This window comes from Sorangiineae bacterium MSr11367 (genome assembly GCA_037157805.1).
GTDB lineage: Bacteria > Myxococcota_A > Polyangia > Polyangiales > Polyangiaceae > Pendulispora > Pendulispora rubella.
In genome coordinates, this window is record CP089983.1 from 1,097,719 (window position 1) to 1,122,647 (window position 24,929).

Here is a 24,929-nt window from a genome sequence, read left to right on the forward strand (position 1 = left end):
CGCTTAGGCAGTAAGGCTCGCCGCGAGATCGCGTCCCAGCGCGCTCTCGCAGACCGGCTGCAGGTACGCATCGAGTGCCGCGCGCTCGGCGTGTGAAAACGCAGGGGAGTGCGCGATCTCTTTCCGTGCCACGACCGCGCCGGCCACGCGTGCGAACGCCTCGTCGGGCGCCTCGAACGACGAAACGGGCGGCGCGCTCTGGGCGCGCAAAATGGCCTTTTGCGCGTTCGTGAGGGCAAGGTCCGCGAGCAACGCCGCGGCCACACGCGTTTGCGGCCCCGCACCGGCGGCGAGCAGCGCACGTGTGGCGCGTCCCAGGGCGGCGTTCACGATGGGCTCGGGCAAGGGGCGCAGTGCACGTCCCACGAGGGTGCGCCCCGCGCGTGTGGCGGTCAGCGCCAAGGTCTCGCGGCTCCAGGCGAAGCCGGGCGAGGCGCGGTTCAAGGTGGCCAGATCGGTGAGCGGCGTGTGGTGCAAGAAGACGGTGAGCGCCTGCTCGAAGGCCGTCTTCTGCGCGCGCCGCGCGTTCGTCTCCTCCTCGCCGTGAATGGGCAAGTCCGTGAGAAACGTCTGCGCCTTCTTCACGTGGACGCGGCGCAGGTCGGGCCAGGTCATCAGCCGCGGCGGCGGCGTGGAGCCGAAGAACGAGCGCGAACCCACCCACCACGAAACCGTGGTGTCGAGCCGCGTGATTTCGAACATGCGCCCGAACCACGTGTGCCGCGAGAGGGCCTCGGCCACGCTGCGCGGCTTGGGAATGCGGCTGAGCGTCTCCAGTGCGACGGTGCGAAGCTTCACCGTGGCACGTCCGCGAAACAGCCCGTCCAGCGCATGGTGCGTCGATTGGACGAGGTCGTGCAGGCACGCGGCGAGCGCCCACTCTTCGGGCAGTGCATCGTGCAGCCGATCGAGCGGGGCCAAACGGCGCGCCGTGCGAATGCGTGCAAGCTGCACATGCGATCGCCGGTCGATGTCGGTCACCGTGCGATCGAGCCCCAGCGTCAACGCCGCGCGCCCTCCGATGGGCCGTCCAGGCGTCATTTCCCCGCCGAGCACGAGCGGCGCCATGAAATCGACGAACAGGCTCTCGGCAATGCTCCCGAGGTCCAGCTTCGCCACGCGCTACTCCTCCTCCACGGGCTGCGGGCTCCCGAGATCGCGTTGGGTTTCCGGCGCCGTCGGAGACTCCACGCCGCTCATGGGAAACGCACCGAGCGGCTCCACGCGCAGATCGATGGGCGCTTCCGCCAGGGCAGCCTCGATGGTGTCGGCCACCAGAGGATCCCACGGCTTCGCCTCGATGAGCGCAAGCTCGAGCGGCACGAAGGCCGAGGCCTCGATGGCCAGCGCCGCTTCGTTGGGCGTGACGAAGAGGACTTGCGACGCGGGCGCGCCCAGCGCGCGGTAGAGCACCTCCGGCGCCACGGCCGGCGTCACGTCGTAACCCGCAGGGATGTACAGGTTCGGGTGAATCTCCACGAAGAAGGTGCCCAGCGGGATCGCCTCGATGCCCAGCGACGCGCGCAGAAAGGCCCCACGCTGCGTGACGGCAATCTGGGTGCGCTGCACCGTCTCGCGCGGCAGCGCGTACGCGAGCCGCCGCAACAGCGGGATCTCGTCCTGCTTGATCCAACTCGCCGTCACGCCCCGCCACGGCGCCGTCGACGGCGTGACCCTCAGCGGGACGCGCACCGATTCAGGCTTGCGCACGGCCTGCGCGGTCGCCGGGCCCGCGGCATTTTCCGTGCGCAACTCGATGCGCGCGAAGACGCGAAGGTCGCCCATCTGGGGCATCTGCGGCAGCACCCACGGCTCCTCGTCGCGCCCGCGCAGGAGCACCAGCCCCTTGGGATCGAACACCGGGCACGCGCGCAGCTGCACCGGGTGACGGTAGCCCGCCTCGACGGCGACGCCCGGCCCCACGGGAAAGAACGTGACGATGCCCGGTGTGGACTGCATCAGCGGGCGCATGCGCTCGGGCAGCTCCGGCACGCGCACGATGGTGCGGCGAATCGGCCCTTCGTCGAAGGCGCTGGCCGGCGGCCACTCGCCCACGGCCACCTCGCCCTCGACGCGGGAGCGAACCAAGTAGTGAATCAGGGCGGGGCCCAGGCCCGGTTCGGCCACCAGGTACCGCGTCCCGGGTGTGGTGTACGTCGAGGGATCGGCATGCGGCATGAGGCGAAGAAGGAGCGCCCGCAGCTCGATGAGCCGATCGAACTCGTACGCCTGCGTAAAGCGATCGTGGTACAGCGAGAGCGCCGCGTCGGTCGCCAGAAGTTGCGACGTGTCGTACCCGAACGGCGCCGCGGCATCGCGGTACTGCACGAAGTGCCGGTTGGTTCCCGTAAAGGTGAACCCGCCGGTGAGGCGTGCCGTCTCGGCCATGCGATCCATCCTGTCGCTCGACTCGGCCGCGAACGACAGGGTCATCTCCCGCGTGCCCAACTTGGAGCGCACCAGTTGGATCTCGAGGCTGGGCATCAAATCCTCGAGCGAATGCTCTTGCGTGTACACTGCAAGCAACGCAACGAGCCGATCGATGGACGGCAGGAGCACGAGCCCCTTGGCACCCAGCGCGACCCCCTTGGCATCGAGCCCGAGCCCGGGTGTCCTCAGTCGAGTCTGGTGAAGCGCAATCCGCTCGAGCATCGAGCCCCCGAGCGTAGCATGCTGCGCCCACGGCCTTCACGCATGGCGCGAGGCGAGAGCTCCAGCCTCACCGATTTGCTCGCAGCGTCGCCCAGAGCTGCTCTTCACTGACGCCGCCGATTTCCGCGTATTCTCGCTCGGCCGCTTCGAGTTCCGCGTTCAGAGCGACGCGCTCCTCATCGTCCATCTCATCCCCATCGATGTAGGCTGGCCAAAGTTCGACGACTTCGCCTTCGGGCAAATCCGTGGGTTCGTCGAGCACGAGGCGGCCGTTGCGTACCTGGGCTTTGAGGGGTTGCATCGCGTCCATAGTGTACGTCTCCCCGCCCCTCCGTGACCATCGAGCTCTTCTTTGGCCATCGGGTGCTCATGGCCATTCTGATGTCCGATAACGTTCCATTATCGGACGTCAGACACGGGTAGTTGTATCGGCTCGCTAAATCCGCCCGCGGATCACGCCCACCTTGATTCCCGAGGACATCTGCGGGGTCCGATGGACCTTGTGCGTGGCCGCGCGAAAATCCGCCTCGGTGGCGTGGTAGATGTCCGTGAAGGTCTGCGGATTCCGATCGACCAAGGGGAACCAGCTGCTCTGGACTTGCACCATGATGCGGTGCCCGGAGCGGAAGGTGTGGAACGCGTCGGGGAGTGTGAAGCGCACCAGGGCGGGCTCGCCCGGTTTGAAAGGGGCCGGCTTTTCGTAGCTCGTTCGGAATTTCCCGCGCATCACTTCGGCGCGTACCAGTTGTTGGTAGCCGCCCATGTGCACGCCCGAGGGGTTCGGCACCGGATCCGGGTAGTCCGCCGGGTATACGTCGATGACCTTGACGACGAAGTCGGCGTCGGTGCCCGTGGTGCTCACCCATAGGCTTGCCTCGATGGGCCCGCCGAGGGTCACGTCGCTTTCGAGATCGCCGGTCGAATAGGTGAGTACGTCGGGCCGCCGTGACGCGAAGCGCTGGTCCTCGGTCATGTAATCGTGATTCACCCGCGTCGCGATGCGATCCCGATAGGGCACGGGCTTGGCCGGATCGCTCACGTACGCATCGTACCCCGTCGGATCCTCGCTCGCCGCGACTTGGGCCGAGGACAGCTTGCCGCTGGCGTGGAAGGCGACGAACACCGGCTTCGCCTCTGGCGGTGGCCATGCGGCGTAGCGATGCCACGCGTTCGCCCCCGTTTCGAAGACCCACGCTTCGGCGGGCGGAGCGACCTGCTTGCCCTTCAAATAGCGCTGAAAGAAGGGAAACTCGACGTTCTCGCGGTAGAAGGCCGACGTCTTTTGCCCGAAGGTCACGTCGCCCAAATGATCGCCTTCGCCGCGCGCCCAGCCGCCGTGCGCCCACGGACCCATGACCAGCGTGTTGTTCGCTCCGGGGCTCTGCTTCTCGAAGGTGTGGTACGTCTCCAGTGCGCCGAACAAGTCTTCGGCGTCGAACCAACCGCCCACCGTCATGACGGCCGGTTTGGCATTTTTGTAATACGGACGAGGGTCGCGCGCTTTCCAGAATTCGTCGCGCACGCCGTGTTGTTGCATATCGTTCCAGAATGCAACTTTGTTTTCGTAATGACGCGCGTTCACATTGGAGAGGGGACCTAGATTCAGATAAAATTCGTAGGCATCCGTCTCGTCGCGGAATGAACTCCAATCGACCTTTTTCGTCGGCTTCGGGCGAGGTTTGCCGAAGGGGGAGAAAAAGTCGACCGCATCGCCGAGCATCAACGCGCCATTGTGGTGAAAGTCATCGCCGATGAACCATTCGGTGACCGGGGCTTGCGGCGAAACGGCTTTGAGGGCCGGGTGGGAATCGACGGCGCCCTGTGCCGCGTAAAAGCCGGGATAGGAAATACCCCACATACCGACTTTTCCGCTGTTCCCCGGCACGTTTTTCACCAGCCAATCGATGGTGTCGTACGTATCCGTGCTCTCGTCGATTTCGCCTTTGGCGCGTGCGTGCGGGCGAATGTCCACGAAGGTGCCCTCGGACATGAAGCGCCCGCGCACGTCCTGCCGCGCGAAAATGTAGCCGTCGCGAAAGAGCTGTTGCGACGGTGCTATCTTCTCCATGAGGCGTGGATCGTCGGCGGCCGGATAACGATCTTCGCCGTAAGGCTGCACGCTGTAGGGCGTGCGGGCCATGAGAATGGGATACGTCCGCGAGCGGTCTTTTGGTACGTAGACGATGGTCGTCAGCCGCACGCCATCGCGCATGGGAATGCGGTATTCGTACTTCGTATAATATTCACGCAGCGCCTGGGCGACTTCGCCGTTGTCTTTCAGCTCGCGCGCGATGAGCGGTGCATCGGTTTCTGCGGCAGGCTTTCGCGGTTCGGCGACGGCTTTGGGTGGGGCCACGCCGCAGGCCACCGTGGCCAGGCCCAACGTGACGACGGCGAGTTTCATGTGCCGTTCCCCAATAGATTATCGAGTCCGCGCACTACGCCCCGCAGCGATTGCACTTTGCGGACGGCGAGCAACGTTCCCCCGACGTAGGGACCCGCGGCGTCCAGGGAGTCGTGGCGGATCGTCAAGCGCTCGGCACCGGTGCCGAAGATGACCTCGAAGGACATGGTGTAGCCGGGCAACCGCACCGAGTGCACCTGCGTTTTACCGATGCTCGCGCCGCGCGCATCGCGGTGGCCGACGGTGGACGAGACCGGAACGTGGTAGTGCGGCTCGCGCACCTTGTCGAGTTGCGCGGCCAGCTCGCGGGTGGTGCCGCTCGGCGCGTCGACCTTCTTCTCGTAGCAGTAATCGATGATTTCCCACGACGGGAGCTCCGCGGCGGCCATGAGCGCGAAGCGCCGCAAAAGCACCGCGGTGATGGCGAAGTTGCCCGCGGCGAAGACCCCGCGGTCACGCTCTTTGGCGACGGCGTCGATCTCGGCGAAATCCTCCTCGGAGAGCCCCGAGGAGCCGATGACCACGTGGGCGCCATGCTCCAGCGCCGCGAGGACGTGACCCTTCACGGCATCGGCGCGCGTGTAGTCGATGAACACGTCGCACGGCACGGACAGCGCCTCGGCGACGGTGTGGCGGATGGGGACGTCGAGTCCGGGGATGCCGAGCACGTCGCCCACGTTGCGCCCCGTGTTCGTGCGGGCCATCGCGCCCACCAAGGTGAGGTCATTCGATTGCTGCACCGCCTTTGCAAGCGGCCCACCGACTTTTCCCGTAACCCCCGCGATCGCTACCCGAATGGTCATGCTTGGCAGAATAGGGCTCATCCACGCGGCGAGTAGGGCCAATCTGGCGAGATGGCCGGTGCCACCGTCACGAATCGAGAACGCGCACGGCGCCCAACACGGCGGCGGCGGCGGTCTCCGTGCGCAGCACCAGAGCGCCGAGGGATACGCACTGCCATCGCTGCGTCATGGCCAAGGCGACTTCGTCCGCGGTCAGGCCGCCCTCGGGGCCGGCGGCGAAGGCGATGGGGGCGCCCTCGGTGCGAAGCGCCTCCAGCAGCAAGGGGCCGAGAGGCAGCGCCTCGTGCACATGCAGGCAAAAGCGCTGCGCATCGTCCTCGAGCGTCGAGACCGCGTCCTTCCACGGCAAGAGCTCGATGCGTGGTGGATCGGCACGGCCGCATTGGCGTGCTGCCTCCTGCGCGATGCGCGTCCATCGTTCGAGGCGCGACGTGCGCCGTGCGCCTTGGAGCTGCACCACGCTGCGCGCGCACTCGGCGACGATGACGCAGGTGGCCCCGAGCTCCGTGGCATCGCGCACGACGGCGTCGCATTTGTCGCCTTTGGCGAGGCCTTGCACGAAGGTCAAAGGGCGTCGGGCGGTGACCCGTGCGGCACGCAAGGCGGAGATTTGGAGCACCACGCTAGGGTCGACGGACGCGATGGTGGCATCCGCCTCGCGGGCGGTGGCCGGATCGAATGCGACGAAGGTCGCGCCGACGGCGAGCCGCAGGACCCGCGTGAGGTAGTGCGCGGTGTCCTCGCGCACGGTGCACCTTCCCTCACGCAGATCGGCGATGGGGGCTCGCAGCGGCGCTGCCAAGGGCCATCACCCGTTCGCGTGGGGCCGGCGTAGGATCAACGCCACCCACTCGCCGCGGGCCGGCGAGGCGACGCTTTCGAAATCCGCATAGGCTGCGCGCACCCGATCGTGCTGGGTCCCGAGCACGCCCGAGAGTACGAGGAGCTTGCCCGGCTTGACCCTCGCCGAAATGGGCGCGGCCAGGGTCACGAGCACGTCGGCCTCGATGTTGGCCACCACCATGTCGAACTCGGGCGCGATGTCGCCCACCGGCGTGGTGTCGACGTCGAGGCGCGCCTGAAGGCCGTTTCGCTCGGCATTTTCCTGCGCCACACCGATGACGTCCGCGTCGTTGTCCACCGCGCGGGCGTTGCCGGCGCCGAGGACGAGGGCCACCAAAGCGAGGATGCCGCTGCCGCAGCCCACGTCGAGCACCTGCCCACCGGCATACGTCGCACGATGCGTCTGGAGCGCAGTGGCCACCAGCGACGTCGTCTCGTGAAGGCCGGTGCCAAACGCGCGCCCCGGTTCGAGCTCGAGAAGGTGCTCGGCTTGGCCGGCGTACTTCTCCCACGGGGGATGGACCACCACGCCCGGGCAAAGCTCGAAGGGGCGGAAGTGCTCTTTCCACGCATCGCGCCAGGCATCGCCCACGAGCTCCTCGATGCGCGGAAGCCACGCGGGATCGAGCTCGTCGCGCGCCGTTTCAGCCTCTTGCTGCGAGGAGAAGCTCGCCACCAAGGTCGTCTTGTCGACGAGACCTTTCACCAGCGTGGTTTGATCGCGCTCTTCGACACCGGTGGCACCGAGTTCGAAGAACAGCACGCCTGCATCCTCTGCAAGCAAAGGATCGACATCGACGACGACGAAGTAAAATCGGGGTTGGCTCACCGTGTCTTCCTAAGTAGCTCGAATGACCGAAGCTCGTCTCGTGAATCGTAGCGCCCTCAGCGAACCGTCACGCTGACGGTGGATGTGCGCGCATCGCTGCCACTGGAAAAGACGCCAGTGAGCGCCAGGCCTCCGATGATGATGGCTGCCCCCAACACCGCGCCGCCAATGGCCGCGGGCAGAACCCACCCCGCTCGTTTTGGCTCGGGCACCGCGATGCGCAAGGGCGCGCTCGCATCCCCACGCGAGACGATGGGAAGGCCGCCCGAATCGATCCCCTCGATGTAATACTCGACCAGCGGCGGGCGCACGGCCGTGGCCGGAATGGTGGCATGCGCGAGATCGTCCGCCATGGTGGCCTCCACGGTGCTGAACTTGCCGTGCGAGCCCGTTCGATAGAGAAGCTGCACGCCGGTCACGCGATGCTGCGGATCGGCCAGCCGCGCCGACAGCGTGATTTTGCGATCCGACGGCCACTCGGGCGGCGACGTGTGCGCCATGAGGACGGGCGCCTGCGGGGCCGTGGGCTTCACCAACCCAGGGCGCCCCTCGGCCACCCATCGATCGCGAATGGCCGTGAAGAAATCGCGAAAGCGGGGCGATTCCGAAGAAGGAAATTCGTAATCGGGCTTGAGCGCCAAAAGCCCGCGCAGCGCACTTTCCGCCTCTTCCTTCTTGTTGAGCGTGATGAAATCCAAGGCGAGCACGCGGTAGATCTCGAGCTTGTCCGCGTCCGCGTTGTTCGGCCGAAGAAGTGCCGCACTCAACGTCTGAATGGACTCTTCGTACCGCTGATCGTCGAAAAGCTGCTTCCCGCGCCCCACGAGATCGCGCGACGCCGCAGGTCCAGGCTGCGCCGCCGCACTCATCGCCACGAGGGCGAGGGCCAACGCCGCGATGCATTTGCCTGTTCGATGCCGCCGCATGGGCCACCTACGATACGCCGAGGGCGCTAGCGCAGTGCCCGGAAACGCAGGGGGACGGCGACATTTTTCACGACGGCGGTGCGCTCGGTGCCGAATTGGAACTCCGCGCCCTCGGGGAGGCGCGTGATGGCGTCGGCCATGACCAGGATTTCGTCGCGGATGGCGCAGCCCTGAAGGCGGGCGGTGTTGTTCATGCCGCTGGAGAAGCCGGTGAAGTTGTTGCTCGGCGCGAAGGTGCCGACGAAGAGGGGCGCCAGGTTGACGCCCGTCGCCACGCCCATACCGGTCTCGCGGAGGCGGGCGAATTGGGGGCGCTGGGGGAGGGCGCGCGTCATTTCGCGGATGGCCACGGCGCACCGGATGGCCGCGGCGAGGCGTTCGCCCGGTGCAGCCTCGTAAAAGGGGGGGCCGAACAAGGCAATGACGCAGTCGCCGACCATTTTGTCGAATACACCGCCGTGTTTCCAGACCAAGTCGACGGCGTCCTTGCTCCAGCCTTCCACGAGCTCGGCCACGGCGCTGGGCAATCGAAGTATGGTCTCCGATAGTCGCGTAAAGCCGGCAATATCGACATAGAGAATGGCGACTTCCTCTTCGCGCGGTTGCAGATATTTTTGCTCGTAGTCGTCGCTTTGGAGGAGGCGGGCCACGTCTTGCGGGCGGAAGCTCCCGGAAAGGTGGCGCCATTCTTTGTTGAAATCGACGACGCGCTGGCGAATGAATCCGGCGAAGGTGCCGAGCAATTCGCGGTCGTACGTGTTGAACGAGCCACTCTTCGAGGTCACCAGGATTTTGCCGACCACGACCCGTTTGGTCACGCCGTTGATGAGCACTTCTTCGCGGGCGTCGACGAAGCCGAATCGCTCCAAAAGGGCATATCCGCGGTCGTGAAGGTAGTCGTCGCCCTCGCGGCAAATCGTCTCCACGTCGTGGTTCGCGACGTCCATCATGGTGTCGACCTTCAACTCGCCCTGCTCGTAGAGCTGAATGTGCAGCGCCGCACCCGGCTCTTCCTCCGCGACGTACACGAGCAGCACGCGACCCAGCGGCACCGCGCGACCCAGCACGGCGATGGCTTGCTTCAGCCCTTCGCCGAGCACCCGGTGCCGGAGCGCGACGCCGAGCTCCATCATGACCTGGTGCTTCTCGCGCGAGACGTGGATCGCGTAGAGGTAATTGTCGAGTTCTTCGCACATCATGTTGGCCAGATCGGCCAGGTGCTCGTGCGGACGTGGTTCGTGCGCTTCGAACACCAGCCCTGCCGCGCCGAACCACTCGCCGGCCACGTCGAGGGGGCGCGCCACGACCAGGTCACGGCCGAAGATCTGCACCACGGTTTCGCGTCGCTCTTGGCTGGTGCGCGTGAGGATCTCCTCGTGCTCGAGCACGTCCAGCTCCGCGGGCTCGGCAAAGACGTGGTGAACGAGGTCTTCCCCGTAGCTGGCCACGAAGATGCCTTTCGCGCCGACGGCCTGCACGACCGCAGGCAGCAGATGGTGCATCACCTCCGCAAGGTTGCGGCGGTGAACGAGCCCATCCTCGACGATGTCGTCGACGAGCGCGTGCAGATGGAGCAGCGCCTTGAGCTGCTCGGGCTCGGCATCCCTTCGTCGTATTTCGCGATTTCGAGGTGCTGCCTTCGAATGAGATGCCATCGGGACACCATGTAGCGCAAACCGGGCGGCTTCGGCGAGCGCGGAAGATGGTCCCTAGGATGAAGCATTAGGGTGGATTCAGTGCGCCATTTTCGATCCAACCTTCGATCGTTTTGATCTGCTCGGCCGTGAGCGTGGGGGCGCCCGCTGGCGGCATCCGATCGCCACACCCGTGCGTGCCCTTGACCTTCTGCAGGAGCAAGCTGCCCTCCGGGTCTTCGGGCTTGACCCGGATGTAAGGATCGTTTCCCTCTCCGGGATTCTTGCACTTGCCGCCGGCTGCGGGCTTGTTGATCAGGTTTGCGTACGCTTCCGCCTTCGGGGTCAGCGTGAGGTTCCCGCTCGCGCCACTGCCATCACCCTTGCCCGAATGGCACTTCACGCAGCGCGCTTCGAAGATCGCGTACACGTCGTCGAAGGTCCACTGGCTCTCGACGGACTTTCCGTCCTTGTCCGGATCGACCGGGCCTTTTTCGCCGCACGCCGAGAGCAGGCCGGCCCCGAGGAACGTGGCCAAGAGAAATGTGAGCAGGTGAGTTCTCATGGTGGCGTGGAGGGCTATGCAGAAAAGAGTCCCACCGCGATTCGTCACGCAAACGCGGATATTTGCGGCGCCAACGTCGAAATTTGCCCTCCACACGGAGAGGATGCGATCCACGGCTGGATCTACGGCGATCCCATTTCCCTCCCAACGTCACGAGCATGTCCCTCGACCCCGCGAATCCCTACGCAGCACCCGAAGCCCAATTGGTTGCCCCGCAGCCGACGTCCCATCGCGTGCCGTCGGCCTGGTTTTACACGTTCGTCGCGATCGAGGCGCTGCGCTTTGCCGCGTGGGGCGTTCGCTTGTTGATGCTGCCCCGCCTCCTGGAGTGGTCGACCGACGCGACCGAGCGTGGCGCATGGCTGCTGTGGTTTTCATCGGGACTCGTCCGGGTCGGATGGGAGCGCGCGTTTTGGCAGCGCCTACCGAAGCGTGATCGCGTGATCGGTTTCCAATCGATGACGCCAAACCTCGTGGCTTTGCGCTGCATCATTCCTTATTACAGCTACTATTGGCGTTTCGTTCTCCATCGAGCGCTGTGCCGTCGCATCGACGTGGTTCGTACGCGGCGTGGGCTTACCCACGCTGCACCGCGCACGCTCGCGATCGTGTGTCCACTCGGAACGGTGCTCTACTTCGCACTCTCCAAGCTTTTTTGGACTTCTGGCTCCCGGTTGGTTCATCTTATCCATCGCAGTAGACCTGCCTTGGATCATCTACATGCTTCGCGCCGAGCGCGCATTGGCCGAGGCTCACTTGTCCAAGGGTTCGCGGAAGGGAAGCTTGTAGAACGTTCGCATCGACCGCGCGCGCGGTCGATGCTCTTTCACGGCGAATACTTTCCCACGATTCATTTCGGCGCAAAGGCCAAAACGCGCGCGATGTACTCATCCGCAAATTGGAATTGCCGTGCGGCCACCACGATGCGGTTCACATAGGCCGCCTCCGCCGGCCGGGGAACCATATCCGGACAGAAATAGCAGAGGGCGGGGCGGTAATCCCCGGAGGACGTGCGCGCGAGCACGGCCTCGGGAAGGTAGGTTTCCCCAAGAATATCCTGCGAGTGTTTGTACAACCGAGCGAGCTCGACGTGCGTGGCGGTGGCGAGGATGCCATACACCGAATGCGCATCGGATCGCACGAGGTTGGCCCGAGGGGCAATTCGAATATCGAAGCCGCCGAGTGTGGCCCGTTCCACATTTTCGGGCACGAGGTCTGCTTCTTTGAGGACGTCCAGGTTGATGTACGAACCGTAAAAGAACGTCCAGACACGGGGCATCGTCATGAGGGCTCTCTCCTGAGGCGGGTGGATGATCGCGACGTCGCGACGATGTCCCGGTTTGGTACACCCGGTACAGCGACTGGTACATGGCTGGTACATTCGTTTTTAGATTTTCCCGCCAAAAAGGCGCTACTTTTGGGTAAAGCCTTCGCAGGGTTGCGTGTTGAATGAACGTGAGCGGTGAAATCGTGCGGTGCGCCACCGGCCGCGAAATACGGTATGAGGCGGGCTCCATGCCTTTGTCGTTGGATGGGGTAGGGGGCAGGCTTGGCTCGCGGTTGCCGTGGCGCGTGACCTTGGATGCAGGCCTGCGTGAGGTTGCACATGCAAGCTTGCGCCGGGTGGCCGAGGGGCTCCAACGGCGAGCCTCCGATGCACCGCGTGTGGCCGACGGCGACGTGGCCTTGTTCTTTGGATACCTTGCGCTGGAAACGCGCGAGCAGCGCTGGGCCGATCAATGCCGCCTTCATATGGCCTCCGCGTTCGAGGCTGCGGCCGAGCCCTCGCAGCTCCCCTCTCTCCTGGGGGGTTACGTCGGGGTCGCTTGGACGGCGGAACACCTGGCACGCCTGGGCGTCATCCACACGGACGCGCGGATCGAGATGCTCGACGAGCGGCTCGCACAATGCCTCGACGTCGAGGATTGGAATGGCAACTTCGATTTGCCCACGGGCCTCGTCGGTATTGCCGTTTACGGTCTCGAATTGCGCGACGCTGCGCGCAAATCGCAAATCGTTTCCCGCGCGGTCGAGCACCTCGAGCGGCTCGCCATCGTGCGGCGGGAAGGCGTCTCGTGGTGGACGCTTCCGCGCTTTCTCTCGGCGCAGGCGCTTCGCCAAAGGCCGAATGGGCATGTCGATTTGGGACTCGCCCATGGTGTGCCCGGCGTGCTTTCGCTCCTCGCGCGCGCCGACGATGCGGGGTTCGGTGGGGCGCCCATTCGTTCCCTGCTGCGCGAGGGGCTCAAGTGGACGCTCGCGCAGGCCATTCGGGAAGGGGGTGGCGACGCGATCGCGCTTCCGCACCACGTGGCGCCGAACGTTCCGCCCGTGCCCGCGCGCACGGCGTGGTGCCATGGCAATCCCGGCGCGGCACTCGCGCTGACGACGGCGGCGCGTGCGGTGGGAGACGTCGAGGCGGAAAAGGTGTTCGCGCGCATGGCCCGTACGGTGGCGAGTGTCGAGCCGCAGGTGTCCGGTCTTCGCGATCGCTTCTTCTGCCACGGTGCGGCCGGGGTTGCGCACACGTTCCAGCGTCTGTTCGCGCTCACCGAGGATCCCGCGTTCGAGGACGCCGCGCGGCAGTGGTATGGCTTGGCGATTCCGGGCGTACCTCCTCGCGAGAGCCGCACCTTGCGCGCGGGGGCGGCGGGCATTGGACTCATGCTCCTCGCGGCCACGTCGGTGCGTGAGCCCTCGTGGGATCGGGTGCTCCTCTGCAGCGTGTGACGCCGCAGGCGAGCCGCTACCGGTCGACCTGGTTCTTCGTGATCGGATCGTAATAGAGGCGCGCCGCAGGCACGGAGACGATCTTCTCCATGCGCCGCGTCGCCTGCTGCGGCACGCGCTCGCCGTGCTCGAGCACCAAAGCGGAGAGTTTGCCGCCGTAGACGCAGCCCGTGTCGAGCCCCGTGGCCCATGGGTGGATCTGCAGCTTCTCCACCGCGTTGTGCCCGAAGATGACGTGAGGCGGTCCCACGTAGCGTTCACCCCAGAGCGCGCCGTCGGCGACCGTGCGCACGTGCATGAGCACCTTGGGATCCTGCTTCTCGATGGGGATGCCCGGAATGAGCCCCGCATGCACCACGCGCACGTCGTGCTCGGGAAGGTCGACCCAGAGCGAGGACGTCTCGACCACCGCCCAATCCGGATCGGTGAGCGACTCGACCACGCCCTGGTGGTTCTTCCCCAGGTTCACCGGCGGGCGCTTTTTGTCCTTCAGCGCCTCCCGGTACGCGAGGATTTTCGCATCGTGGTTCCCCCGCACCACGATGGCGCCGGTGCGGCGTGCAATCTGCAGCACGCCGCGCGAATTGGGGCCGCGGGCCACGAGATCGCCCGCGAAAACGAGGCGATCCCCGGTGTGGAACGCGATGCGATCGAGCAGCGTCTGCAGCTCGTCGCAGCAGCCGTGCACGTCTCCGACGATGACGGTGCGGCCCTCTTTCATCGGCCCTCTCTCATCGATACCAGCGTTACTTCAGTTTGGCGCGCTTCGGGATGACGACCACCCCTTGTTCGGTCACCGCGAAGCGCTGCCGGTCCGCTTCGAGGTTGTAACCGATCTCTGCACCTTGCGGGATTTCCACGTCCTTATCGATGATGCACTTGCGGATCCGCGCATAACGGCCGATTTGCACACCCTCGAAAAGCACGCTCTCGACGACCTCGCTGAACGAGTTCGTACGGCACCCGACGCTGAGCACGCTGCGGTGGATGCGACCACCCGAGATGATGCACCCGTGGGAGACGAGCGATTCCGTCGCGGTACCGACGCGGGCTTGCGCCTCGTCGCGGAAGACGAATTTCGCCGGCGGATCGTGCGTGGCCCCGGTACGGATGGGCCAGCGTTTGTTGTACAAGTTGAACAGCGGATGGGTCGCGATGAGGTCCATCTGCGCTTCCCAGTACGCGTCCACCGTTCCCACGTCGCGCCAATAGCCGACGCCTTGGGGCTGTTCGTCCTCGCCCGGGACCACGTTGGTGGCGAAGTCGTAGGCCAAAACTTCGCGCCCCTCCGCGACCATGCGCGGCAGAATGTCGTGCCCGAAGTCGTGTGCGCTCTCCTCGATGCGTGCGTCCGCCTCGAGCTCGCGCACCAGCGCGTCGGTCTTGAAGAGGTAGTTGCCCATGGAGGCCAGGCACATGTTCGGATTGCCGGGCATCGTGGGCGGATTCTTCACCTTTTCGTGGAACTTGATGATCTTGCCGCGCTCGTCGACCTCCACCACGCCGAAGTCCGTGGCCTCGGCCTTCGGAACGGGGATGACGGCGACCGTGGCCTCGGCATTGTTGTCGACGTGGTAGCCGAGCATCTGCCGCACATCCATCTTGTAGACGTGGTCGCCTCCGAAGATGCACACCAGCTCCGGCTTCTCGTCGGAGATGACGTGCATGCATTGGAAGACCGCGTCGGCCGACCCCCGGTACCACTGTTTCCCGCGGCGCTGTTGCGCCGGAATGGGCTCGATCCAATTGTCGAGCAGGGGAGACAGTCGCCACACGCGCGAGATGTGCTCTTCGAGCGAAGCGCTCTTGTACTGCGTGAGCACTTTGACGCGGGTGAGGCCCGAATTGACGAAGTTGGATAAAACGATATCGATAATGCGATAGCGTCCGCCAAAGGGGACGGCAGGCTTCGCCCGCTCCAACGTGAGCGGATGAAGACGTTTACCCTCGCCGCCAGCGAGGATCATCACGAGCACTTGCCTGAGGTCGATGCTATTCCACGCCACCATGGAGGATGGGGCCGAGTCTAACCTGCTCTGGTGAAATCGAGCCCGGGAGTTTTCGCGGAAATCGCAGGCCGGCATGGTACGAGATGGAGGAAGCCCGATGGCGAAGCTGATCCCACTGCCCTCTCCCACGCCCGCTCCTCACGAGGCTCGCTCCGCCGAGTCTGGTTTGCCGGGAAATTCCGCTCGAGATGCGCATGCGCAGGGGACGGAGCAAGGTCGGTTCCCGCTGTCTTCTTTGTCCCCATTGGGCGCCGATGTCCCGCGCGTGCTCGAAATGGCTGCAGAACGCGCGCGCCGCGGTGTGCCTGGCGCGATGGCCACGGTCATCGCACGCCATGGGTCCGCTCCGGCGACCCCTGGGCAAAAACTCTACATTGGAGCGGATGGCTCCGCGTTCGGCACCGTGGGTGGCGGCGCCATCGAGCGTGAGGTGCTGGCGGCCCTCGCGGAGATGCTCGAGCGCCCGATCGACAAAGGCAGCAAGAAGTCGGTCACGCAGCATCAAATCCGCAATTTTCGGCTCGGTCCCGAGCTGGGAATGTGCTGCGGCGGCCAAGCCGACCTTTTGTTCGAGCCCATCGACGCGCTCACGCCATGCCTGATCGTCGGCGCCGGTCACGTCGCCACGGCCACCGCGCCGCTCTTGGCCCGCGTGGGCTTCGCGGTCACCGTGTGCGATGCGCGCGAAGAATGGAGCGACGAAGGGCGCATCCCCGGCGTGCGCTTGGTGCTCGGTGACTATGACGAGGTCGGCGCAGATTTCCCACGCGAGGGCGTCGTGGTGGTGATGACCCACGACCACGCCCTCGATCAAGCCGCCATCGAGTGGGCGCTTCGCAAGGGCTTCGCGTACGTCGGTGGCGTGGGCAGCCGCGCGAAAGCCCAGCGCACGCGCGATCGGCTCGAGGCCAAAGGCTTTTCGATGGAGGATCGCGCGCGGATGCGCATGCCCATCGGCGCCGACATCCATGCGCGCCTGCCGGAGGAGATCGCCGTGGCCATTGCCGCCGAATTGATCGGCTGGCGAAAGACACGATGACCGTCGACGCCGTCGTTCTCGGCGCGGGTCGGGGGCAACGCATCGGCGGGCCGAAAGCCCTGCTCGAGATCGACGGACTTACGCTGGCGGAGCGACACGTTCAGCGCGCTCTCCTTTTAAGGTGCCGGCGCGTCGTGTTGGTGGTGCGCCCCGAGGTGGCGGAGGTGCTCGATGCGAGCGCGTGTCCGTCCTTGACCATCGCACGTTCCGAGGCGCCCGATCCCGCGGGATCGCTGGCCGTCGGTCTGCGGGCGCTCGGCGAGGGCGAGCGCATTCTGGTGACGCCGGTGGATGCATTTCCGGCGAGCCAGGAAACGTTCACCGCGTTGCGTGCCGCGCTGGACGATGGTGCCCAGGCCGCGACACCTCTCTTTAAGGAGAGGGGCGGTCATCCCGTCCTCTGCCGGTGTGAAGTGCTCGCACCCTATCGCAGTGCGTTACCGCTTCCGTTGCGGGATGTGCTGCACGCGCTGGGGGCGGCGCGCGTGCGGGTGCCCGTGGACGATCCCGCCATCGGCGTCGATCTGGATACGCCGGAAGATTTTCGGAACGTCGCGAATGCATCGCCCCGCTTTGCTGCGCGCGTGGTCTTTCGTGAAGCGCACCTTCACGGATAGAGTAGTTCCCATGAGCAACCTTATCGGCACCAACGTGCCGCGCACGGATGGCGCATCCAAGGTTACGGGCGCCGCCCTGTACATCGACGATTACGCGGCCGAGGGCGAGCTTTACGGCGCCACTGTGCGAAGCGACATCGCGCGCGGAAAGCTGCGGGGCATCAAGAAGGATCCCTCGTTCGATTGGACGGGCATCACCGTCGTCACCGCCGCGGACATCCCGGGTGACAACGTGGTCGCGCTCATCGAGGACGATCAGCCGCTCCTCGCCGCGAACGCCATCAACCACGTGTACGAGCCGGTGGCCCTCGTGGCCTGCGCCGACCCCTTGCGCTTGCAGCGCGCCATGAAGGCCATCACCCTCGACGTCGAGCCGCTCCCGCCGGTGCTCACCCTCGACGAGGCCTTGGCGCGCAAAGAGTCTATTTTCGGTGAGGACAACGTCTTCAAGCGCTACGTCATCCGCCACCACATCGACGGGGAGCACGGCAGCATCGACGACATCATCGCGCGCTGCGACATCGTTCTCTCCGGGCGCTACGAGGTGCACCACCAGGAGCAGCTCTACATCGAACCGCAGGGCATGATCGCCTGGTGGGACGAGGCGGGCGTCCACGTCACCGGCTCGCTCCAGTGTCCGTACTACGTGCACAAGGCCATGAAGCGCGCCTTCGCGCTCGAGGGCGATCAGGTGCACATCGCGCAAGCGGTGACCGGCGGCGGTTTCGGCGGCAAAGAGGAATACCCCAGCATCCTCGCCGCACACGCCGCGCTTCTCGCCCGTGCCAGCAAGCGCCCCGTGCGCATGATTTATGGCCGCAAGGAGGACATCGAGGCCACCACGAAGCGCCACCCGGCGCGCGTGGACATCACCACCGGCTGCGACAAAAACGGCAAACTCGTCGCGCTCAAGGTCGACTGCGTGATGGACGGCGGGGCGTACGCCACGCTCACGTCCGTCGTTCTTTCGCGTGGCTTGCTCCACGCCGCGGGCGCGTACGAGTGGAAGCACGCGCGGGTCGCGGCGCAGGCCGTGGCGACGAACACTCCGCCGAACGGCGCCTTCCGTGGCTTTGGCGCGCCGCAGACCATCTGGGGCATCGAGCGGCACATGGACCGCCTGGCGGAGAAGCTCGGCGTGGATCCGCTCGATTTGCGAAAGAAGAACCTGCTCAAGATTGGGTCCACCACGGTCACCGGGCAGACCCTCAAGGAAAGCGTCGGCGTCGAGGAGTGCATCGAGCGCGCGGTGAAGGACAGCGGCTACTACGAAAAGCGCGCCGCCTACGCGAAGCAGGCGACGACGGGGACGAGCCGGCGCGGCATCGGCATTTGCGTGTTCATGCACGGGGCGGGATTCACCGGCTCGGGCGAGCGCCGCCTCAAGGGCAAGGTGCAGGTCGATCTCGAGCGCGGTGGGAAGCTGCGCATCCGCACCGCCTCGACGGACATCGGCCAAGGCACCGAGACGGTGTTCCGGCAGATCGCCGCCACCGCGGCGGGCGTCCCGCTCGAGGCCATCGAGTTCGAGGTGCCGTGCACCACCCACGTGCCCGACTCTGGCCCCACGGTCGCATCGCGCACCGTCATGGTCGTGGGATCCATCGTCGGCACGGCCGCAAAAGAGGTCGCGGAAAAGGTGCGGGGGTCTGCGTTTTGGACGAAGGGTGGCGACCACGCGGCCTTCGCCGCCGCCGGCGATCGCCTGCTCGACGCTGCGAAGGAGCCCATCGTGTCCCTCGTGCAATACGAGCCCCCCGTCGCGAACCAATGGAACGACGACACGTACCAAGGCGATGCCTACCCCACGTTTTCATGGGGATGCGACATCGCGGAGGTCGAAGTCGATCAGGACACCTTCGAAACGAAGATTCTCGGCTTTTGGGCCGCTCAGGACATCGGCAAAGCCATCCACCCCGTGCTCTGCGCCGGGCAGGTGGAGGGGGGCACCCTGCAGGCCATCGGCTGGGCGCTCTACGAGAACGTCGTGTGGAAGGATGGCCGCATCATGAATCCGCGCATGACGAATTACGTCATCCCCACGAGCAAAGACGCCCCCGCGTTCAAGACGATCCTCGTCGAGCATCCGTTCTCCGGTGGTCCGAATGGCGCCAAGGGCGTAGGCGAGCTTCCCATGGACGGAGGCGCCCCGGCGGTGGCCGCAGCCGTCGAGCAGGCGATTGGTGCAAAGTGCAACCATCTCCCGCTCCTTCCCGAGAACCTCTTCGCCTATGCGAAGAATGCCAAGACGAGTAACATCCAATGATGCTTCGAATGACTGTCAACGGGGTGGCCCGCGAGGTGGAGGCACCGCCGCTCGCGCGCCTGCTCGATGTGCTGCGCGGCCCCATGGGCCTCACGGGAACGAAAGAAGGTTGCGGCGAAGGTGAGTGCGGCGCCTGCACCGTACTTCTCGATGGCGTGCCGGTGAACTCGTGCCTGGTGGCTGCGGGCCAGTGCGAGGGCCAGGCCCTCACCACCGTCGAGGGCCTGCACGATCCCAACGGCGCGCTTTCCACCTTGCAGCGCTGTTTCGTCGAAGACGGCGGCGCCCAATGCGGCATCTGCACGCCGGGCATGCTCGTCGCGGCCGACGCGCTTTTGCGCGCGAACCGCAACCCCACGGAGGACCAGGTGCGCGACGCCATCGCCGGCAACATCTGCCGGTGCACGGGCTACCAGCGCATCGTCGATGCGATTTTGCACGCCGCGAAATTGGCCTCGCAACACGCGAGCACGGCCCCCCAAGCGGGGCCTGGGGGAGCACCCTGATGTTGCAGTCCACGGCAAAACTTCCGCGCGCGGCGCACGCGCCGGCGGGGCTAGAAGCTACGGAGCTGATTCGCCCGAAGACCGCTGTCGAGGCGGTGAAGGCGCTCTCGGAGGCCGCGGCGAACCATCGCTCGACGATGGTGCTCGCGGGCGGTACGGACGTCATCGTCGATCGGCATCTGCTCCCGGTGGAGCGCGCCCACGCGGTGGATCTGGTGGTGGATGTCACCGGGGTCGAGGGGTTTCGCACCATCGAGCGCGAGTTCTCCGTCGATCGCGATCGGCTCGTGTTCGCCGGTGGCGTGACGTATTGGGACCTTCGGCAGGATCCGCTGGTCTTGCAGAAGATCCCGATGCTCGCGGAGATGTCCAAGGACGTGGGCGCGGTGCAGATTCAAACGAGGGGCACGCTCGCGGGGAACATCGCCACCGCGTCGCCGGCGGCCGATGGCGTCGCGGCGCTGATGGCGCTCGATGCGAATGTGCACCTGCTCTCCGCTCCGACCGCGGGTGGTTCGGCGAAGGGGGAGGAGCGCATCGTTCCGCTGACCCAGTTTTTCACGGGGTACCGCAAGACGGTGATGCGCGCGGACGAGCTCATCGTGCGCATCGACGTGCGCGTGCCCGATCCGGCGATGGCGAGCGTCATCTGGCGCAAGGTCGGCACGCGGCAGGCGCAGTCCATCTCCAAGGTGGCACTGGCCAGCGTCATCGAGGTGCAGGACGGCACGATCCGCCACACGCGCTTCGGCATGGCGTCGGTGGCGGCGACGACGCACCCGCTCGCGCAGGTGCAGGCGTACCTCGAAGGTCGTGCGCTCGCGTCGGTGAAGGGCGACGAGGTGGACGCGGCACTCGCACGCGACATCCGCCCCATCGACGACGTGCGCAGCACCGGTGAGTACCGCATGCATGTTGCGCTCAGTCTGGTGCGCCGCGCCTTGAGCCAAGCCAAGTGAAAACGAGTCTCACCGAGGACGCGCTGGCCCCGATTCGTTCGAGGCTGCACGAGGCCAACCAAGCCTTTGCCCAGCGCTATCCCGGCGAGCGAAATGCGCGCCAGCCCGTGCACACCGTCTACGGTGGCGCGCACCTCTTTCGTGCGGGCACGGCGCCGCGGCTGGGCGAGTTGGCCCTCGGGGCGCTGGCCAAATGTGCGCCGGATGCGGGGACCTTTGCGCGCGCTATCGGCCTTCCGGAGGCGCTCGCCGAAACGGTGTACGCGCGTGTGCAGGACAAATTGCGTCGTGAGCCGGTGGAGGACTTTCGCGTCGACTTCGAGGACGGCTACGGCGTTCGCGCCGATGCGGAGGAAGATCAGCACGCCGTCGCCGCCGCCGGGGAGATGGCCAAAGGCCTCGCCGCGGGAACCTTGCCGCCGTTCATCGGCATCCGCATCAAGCCGCTCACGGCGGAGTCGCAGGCTCGCGCGCTGCGCACGCTCGATGGTTTTCTCACGGCGCTGCTCGAGGCCACGGGCGGCAAGCTTCCGCCGAATTACGTCGTGACGTTGCCGAAGGTGCAAATCCCGGAGCAGGTGGCCGCGATGGCGGACGCGCTCGAGCTCCTGGAATCGCGCCTCGGTCTCGCCGCGGGGACGCTCGTCTTCGAGATCATGATCGAGCAGACGCAGGCCATCCTCGACGCCACGGGGCGTGCCGCGTTGCCCGCCTTGATCGAGGCCGCACGCGGCCGCTGCATCGCCGCGCACCTCGGCACCTACGACTACACGGCGAGTTGCGGCATCATCGCCGCGCACCAACGCATGGACCACCCCGCTTGCGACTTCGCCAAGCACGTGATGCAAGTCAGCCTCGCCGGGACCGGCGTTTGGCTCTCCGACGGCGCCACGAACATCCTTCCCGTGGGCGACGTCCAAAGCGTGCATGATGCATGGAAGATCCACATGCGCCATACGCGCCGCTCCCTCGAGGCGGGCTTCTACCAAGGCTGGGACCTGCACCCCGCCCAGCTCCCCACGCGCTTCGCCGCCGTCTACGGCTTCTTCCTCGAGGCTCTTCCCGCGGCCTCGGAACGCTTGAAGAACTTCGTTGCAAAAGCCGCCCAAGCCACCTTGGTCGGCGACGTCTTCGACGATGCCGCCACCGGCCAAGGCTTGCTCAACTTCTTCCTACGCGGCCTCCACTGCGGCGCCATCACCGAGGACGAGGCCCAAGCCACGGGCCTCACCGTCGCGCAAATTCGCAGTCGCTCGTTCTTTCCAAGTCCATTTGCTCGATGAAGCGCAGGGCGAAATGTCAGGCTATCGCTCGACGCGCCTCGGAAAGGTCACGCGCATCGTGGTGCCCGCGCCAAGTGCGCTCTCCGCGTCGATGCGGCCGCCCATCTCGTGCACGACAGCGCGCGCGATGTAGAGGCCCAGGCCCGTGCCCTCCGACGCCGGCTTGGTCGTGTAAAACGGCTCGAAGATCCGCGTCATGTCCCCCGGCGCGATCCCCGCGCCATTGTCGGCGATCTCCACCCGAACCCAATGATCGTCCACGGTCCGCACCGCAATACGAATCTCGCCGCCGCGCTGGTCCTCCGGAATGGCCTGGGCCGCATTGACCAGCAAATTGAGAAATACCTGCCCCAATCGTCCGGCGTTGCCAAAGACCAACGCGTCCTCGTCATAATCGCGCACCACACGCGCTCGCTGCTTGATCTCGCCGTGCGCCAGATTGAGGCACGACTCGAGAACGTTGCGCAAATCCACGTGCGCCCGCTCGTCGCTTTCGCGCGTGGCGCCGCGAAGATCGCGCACCAGGTGCGCGATGCGTGCCATTCCCTCGAATGCGATGGTGAGCGGATGCATATCCCGCGCAATGGCAACTGCGAGGTCGCCCGAGGCATTTCCTTCGGCAAGCTTCGCCCACTCGGGCATGTGCTCCATCACCACGCGCAAGCTGGTCATCGCGTACATGAGCGGATTGTTCACTTCGTGCGCCACCGAGGCGGCAATCATGCCGAAGGTGGCCAAGCGATCGGCGCGAAGCCAATGCGTCTCATTCTCCCTCTCGTGCACGTCGCGCCCGTTGCGTCGATCGCGCGCCATCACCAGGTGCACGTCGGGTTCGACGTCGCTCCAGACGGTCACCTCGAGGGGGTGCGTGCTTCCGTCCGTTCGCACGAACACGCTTTCGCGATTGGATGCGCTGGGAAAACCGCCCGATTCCGAGGGCGGCTCCGCCGGCTCGCGCAGGGGCCGCACGAAGTCGCCCATCTTGCGGCATAGGATCTGTTCGCGTGGCAGGGCGAACAGATCGCACGCGGACCGATTGACCTCCAGCACGCGCCCGTCGCTGCCCACGGCCAGCATCGGATCGTGCGCCTGCTCGAATGCCGCGCGGAAAAAACCGCACGGCAACGTCATGGACCGTAACGCGTGACCTTCCCGAATGCCCATTTTCGGACCCCCTTCACGATGACATGGTGGGCGCTACGTCGCTCGAACAGGCAGGAAACGGAGGGTCTTTTTTTTTACGAACGCTTGCGCTATTGACCCTATTGGACCGGGCTACCCTGCAAGAACCAACGCGCCAAAAGGTCGCGTTCTTCCTGCGTCATACCGGTCTTATTGCCAAATGGCATCGTTTTGTTGATGACTGCGCGCGCTTTGATGCGCTCCGCATACATTTTTATCTGCTCGGGCGTGTCGAATGTCACATTGCTCGGTGCCACCTTCCACTGATCGTCGGTGGTGGTGGCCGAATGGCAGGGCACGCAGCGCTGCCCAATGACAATCCGAACGGCCGAAAAGTCGACCTTTTCCCCGGTATCGGTCGCAGCCTGCGCGACCGGCGGCCCCGAGGTGCGCGTCATCAGTGCGAACGTCGTCCCTACGCCAATGACGACCGTGGCACCAAGTGCGATGCCCCAATGGGGCCACCAGAAGCGAATGTTCATGAAATGGCGCACCAGTGCGCCCGAAACCATGAGCACCGCCAGCAAAACCCAATTGAGCGAGTTGCCGTAGGTGCTGGGAAAGTGGTTGCTCAACATGATGAAGAGCACCGGAAACGTCATGTAATTGTTGTGAATGCTGCGCTGCTTGGCGTGTTTTCCAAGCTTGGCGTCCTGCCTCTTTCCCGCCTTGGTCAGCGCAATCAGTTCATGCTGCGAAGGCATGATGTGGAAAAAGACATTGCCCACCATGATGGTGCCGAGCAGCGCGCCCACGTGAATGAACGCGGCCCGCCCGCTCAACAAGTGGTTCAATCCGTAAATGATTCCCGCGAGCAGCGTGAAGCAAAGCCCGATGGCAATCGGCTCCTTGGTGCGCAGCGGCGAACGCCAGATCAAATCGTAGACGAGAAAGCCGCCCGCCAAGCTGCCCAGGCCAATGCCCATCGCCGCGCCGTGGCTGAGTTTGGCCACCGCCGGATCCACGAGAAACGAGGCATCGCCCATGTAATAGACGAGCAAGAGCAGCGCAAAGCCGCTCATCCACGTGGTGTAGGCCTGCCATTTGAACCAGTGGAGCACTTTGGGCATCTGGTTCGGCGCGAGCTGCTTCTTCTCCATTTGGTAGAAGCCGCCGCTGTGGACGAGCCAGATTTCACCCTCGAAGCCCTCGGGCGCGTCGGCCCGGGGCACGAGGTTGCGATCCAGCCAATTCCAAAGCATGGAATTGCCAATCCACATGATGCCCGCGATGAGGTGCACCCATCGTATGAGCAAATCGAAAAGCTCTCGCAGATTCGAATCCAAAGTAACTCTCCCGAAGGCGGGCCTCAGCTCCCGCGGTACGTCGAATATCCGAATGGGCTCAAAAGCAGCGGCACGTGGTGGTGCGAGGCGGCCTCGCGCACGAGGAAGGCAATCTGCACTTCGCGGAAAAAGCCCTCCGTGCCCGCGGCGGCGAAGTACGTTTCCGTGTCGAACGTGAGACGGTACTCGCCGGCCACCAGTGGCTCGCGCAAAAGGTCGCGCAGGCGCCCGTCGGCATCGGTCACCCCGCGACCGAGCTCCGTCCACGTGCCTTCTCGCAGGGACGCTTGCGGCCCGTTTTGAACGGTACGTCGGTCCAAGCGAATCGGGACGCCCGCAGCCGGGCGCCCGCGGGCCGTGTCGAGAACGTGGGTGGTGATGCCGATGCTCATCGCT

At 65.5% G+C, this 24,929-nt stretch carries 23 protein-coding genes; 7 read left to right on the top strand and 16 right to left on the bottom strand.

Annotation, left to right across the window (positions count from 1 at the left end):
* Window positions 1-3 precede the first annotated feature (3 nt).
* The 11 genes from LVJ94_04780 to LVJ94_04830 form a co-directional block, all read right to left on the bottom strand.
* Window positions 4-1,119, bottom strand: a complete 1,116-nt coding sequence (locus tag LVJ94_04780) for a hypothetical protein (protein WXB06559.1) — start codon at window positions 1,117-1,119, stop codon at window positions 4-6.
* 3 nt (window positions 1,120-1,122) lie between these two features.
* A complete protein-coding gene (locus LVJ94_04785; GenBank protein WXB06560.1) occupies window positions 1,123-2,652 on the bottom strand; it encodes a hypothetical protein in 1,530 nt (509 codons plus the stop codon).
* Between the two features lie 67 nt (window positions 2,653-2,719).
* Complete coding sequence (locus LVJ94_04790) at window positions 2,720-2,953, bottom strand: hypothetical protein (GenBank protein WXB06561.1); 234 nt, start codon at window positions 2,951-2,953, stop codon at window positions 2,720-2,722.
* Between the two features lie 135 nt (window positions 2,954-3,088).
* Window positions 3,089-5,056: a CocE/NonD family hydrolase gene (locus LVJ94_04795; GenBank protein ID WXB06562.1), complete on the bottom strand. Its 1,968-nt coding sequence runs from the start codon at window positions 5,054-5,056 to the stop codon at window positions 3,089-3,091.
* On the bottom strand, window positions 5,053-5,859 hold the full coding sequence (dapB, locus tag LVJ94_04800) for a 4-hydroxy-tetrahydrodipicolinate reductase (protein ID WXB06563.1): 807 nt from the start codon (window positions 5,857-5,859) through the stop codon (window positions 5,053-5,055). Before dapB ends, LVJ94_04795 begins: the two co-directional genes overlap by 4 nt.
* 67 nt (window positions 5,860-5,926) lie before the next feature.
* A complete protein-coding gene (locus LVJ94_04805) occupies window positions 5,927-6,607 on the bottom strand; it encodes a 16S rRNA (uracil(1498)-N(3))-methyltransferase (GenBank protein WXB06564.1) in 681 nt (226 codons plus the stop codon).
* A gap of 60 nt (window positions 6,608-6,667) precedes the next feature.
* A complete protein-coding gene (locus tag LVJ94_04810; GenBank protein ID WXB06565.1) occupies window positions 6,668-7,531 on the bottom strand; it encodes a 50S ribosomal protein L11 methyltransferase in 864 nt (287 codons plus the stop codon).
* Window positions 7,532-7,587: 56 nt separating this feature from the next.
* Window positions 7,588-8,457 (bottom strand): hypothetical protein, encoded by an 870-nt coding sequence (locus LVJ94_04815; GenBank protein WXB06566.1) that lies wholly within the window; start codon window positions 8,455-8,457, stop codon window positions 7,588-7,590.
* A 26-nt stretch (window positions 8,458-8,483) separates the two neighbouring features.
* Complete coding sequence (locus LVJ94_04820; GenBank protein ID WXB06567.1) at window positions 8,484-10,112, bottom strand: adenylate/guanylate cyclase domain-containing protein; 1,629 nt, start codon at window positions 10,110-10,112, stop codon at window positions 8,484-8,486.
* Window positions 10,113-10,179: 67 nt separating this feature from the next.
* The gene (locus tag LVJ94_04825; protein ID WXB06568.1) at window positions 10,180-10,656 is read right to left on the bottom strand and encodes a hypothetical protein; all 477 of its coding nucleotides are present in this window, start codon (window positions 10,654-10,656) and stop codon (window positions 10,180-10,182) included.
* Window positions 10,657-11,506: 850 nt separating this feature from the next.
* Window positions 11,507-11,941 carry a gamma-glutamylcyclotransferase gene (locus LVJ94_04830; GenBank protein ID WXB06569.1) on the bottom strand — a complete coding sequence of 145 codons (435 nt, stop codon included), beginning with the start codon at window positions 11,939-11,941 and terminating at the stop codon, window positions 11,507-11,509.
* Window positions 11,942-12,171: 230 nt separating this feature from the next.
* On the opposite strand from LVJ94_04830, the gene LVJ94_04835 reads away from it, so the two are divergent.
* The gene (locus tag LVJ94_04835; GenBank protein ID WXB06570.1) at window positions 12,172-13,386 is read left to right on the top strand and encodes a hypothetical protein; all 1,215 of its coding nucleotides are present in this window, start codon (window positions 12,172-12,174) and stop codon (window positions 13,384-13,386) included.
* A gap of 16 nt (window positions 13,387-13,402) precedes the next feature.
* On the opposite strand, the gene LVJ94_04840 is transcribed toward LVJ94_04835, so the two are convergent.
* Window positions 13,403-14,107: a metallophosphoesterase gene (locus LVJ94_04840; GenBank protein WXB06571.1), complete on the bottom strand. Its 705-nt coding sequence runs from the start codon at window positions 14,105-14,107 to the stop codon at window positions 13,403-13,405.
* A 25-nt stretch (window positions 14,108-14,132) separates the two neighbouring features.
* Window positions 14,133-15,395 (bottom strand): glucose-1-phosphate adenylyltransferase, encoded by a 1,263-nt coding sequence (gene glgC, locus LVJ94_04845; protein ID WXB06572.1) that lies wholly within the window; start codon window positions 15,393-15,395, stop codon window positions 14,133-14,135.
* A 97-nt stretch (window positions 15,396-15,492) separates the two neighbouring features.
* Between glgC and LVJ94_04850 the strand changes: the two genes are divergently transcribed.
* From LVJ94_04850 to LVJ94_04875, 6 genes are read left to right on the top strand one after another with little or no spacing between them, the layout of a single operon-like run.
* On the top strand, window positions 15,493-16,434 hold the full coding sequence (locus LVJ94_04850) for an XdhC family protein (protein ID WXB06573.1): 942 nt from the start codon (window positions 15,493-15,495) through the stop codon (window positions 16,432-16,434).
* The gene (locus LVJ94_04855; GenBank protein ID WXB06574.1) at window positions 16,431-17,051 is read left to right on the top strand and encodes an NTP transferase domain-containing protein; all 621 of its coding nucleotides are present in this window, start codon (window positions 16,431-16,433) and stop codon (window positions 17,049-17,051) included. Before LVJ94_04850 ends, LVJ94_04855 begins: the two co-directional genes overlap by 4 nt.
* A 10-nt stretch (window positions 17,052-17,061) precedes the next feature.
* Window positions 17,062-19,317 carry a xanthine dehydrogenase family protein molybdopterin-binding subunit gene (locus tag LVJ94_04860; GenBank protein WXB06575.1) on the top strand — a complete coding sequence of 752 codons (2,256 nt, stop codon included), beginning with the start codon at window positions 17,062-17,064 and terminating at the stop codon, window positions 19,315-19,317.
* Window positions 19,318-19,325: 8 nt separating this feature from the next.
* A complete protein-coding gene (locus tag LVJ94_04865) occupies window positions 19,326-19,823 on the top strand; it encodes a (2Fe-2S)-binding protein (protein ID WXB06576.1) in 498 nt (165 codons plus the stop codon).
* Window positions 19,823-20,782: an FAD binding domain-containing protein gene (locus LVJ94_04870; GenBank protein ID WXB06577.1), complete on the top strand. Its 960-nt coding sequence runs from the start codon at window positions 19,823-19,825 to the stop codon at window positions 20,780-20,782. The genes LVJ94_04865 and LVJ94_04870 overlap by 1 nt, the downstream gene beginning before the upstream one ends.
* Window positions 20,779-22,065 (top strand): aldolase/citrate lyase family protein, encoded by a 1,287-nt coding sequence (locus LVJ94_04875; GenBank protein WXB06578.1) that lies wholly within the window; start codon window positions 20,779-20,781, stop codon window positions 22,063-22,065. Before LVJ94_04870 ends, LVJ94_04875 begins: the two co-directional genes overlap by 4 nt.
* A 21-nt stretch (window positions 22,066-22,086) precedes the next feature.
* Here the strand turns inward: LVJ94_04875 and LVJ94_04880 are convergent, their stop codons facing one another.
* The 3 genes from LVJ94_04880 to uraH all read right to left on the bottom strand — a co-directional run bounded on the left by LVJ94_04880 (window position 22,087) and on the right by uraH (window position 24,925).
* A complete protein-coding gene (locus tag LVJ94_04880; GenBank protein WXB06579.1) occupies window positions 22,087-23,196 on the bottom strand; it encodes an ATP-binding protein in 1,110 nt (369 codons plus the stop codon).
* Window positions 23,197-23,327: 131 nt separating this feature from the next.
* A complete protein-coding gene (locus tag LVJ94_04885; protein ID WXB06580.1) occupies window positions 23,328-24,503 on the bottom strand; it encodes a urate hydroxylase PuuD in 1,176 nt (391 codons plus the stop codon).
* A gap of 53 nt (window positions 24,504-24,556) precedes the next feature.
* Window positions 24,557-24,925, bottom strand: coding sequence for a hydroxyisourate hydrolase (gene uraH, locus LVJ94_04890; protein ID WXB06581.1), 369 nt, complete (start codon window positions 24,923-24,925; stop codon window positions 24,557-24,559).
* Window positions 24,926-24,929: the final 4 nt, after the last annotated feature.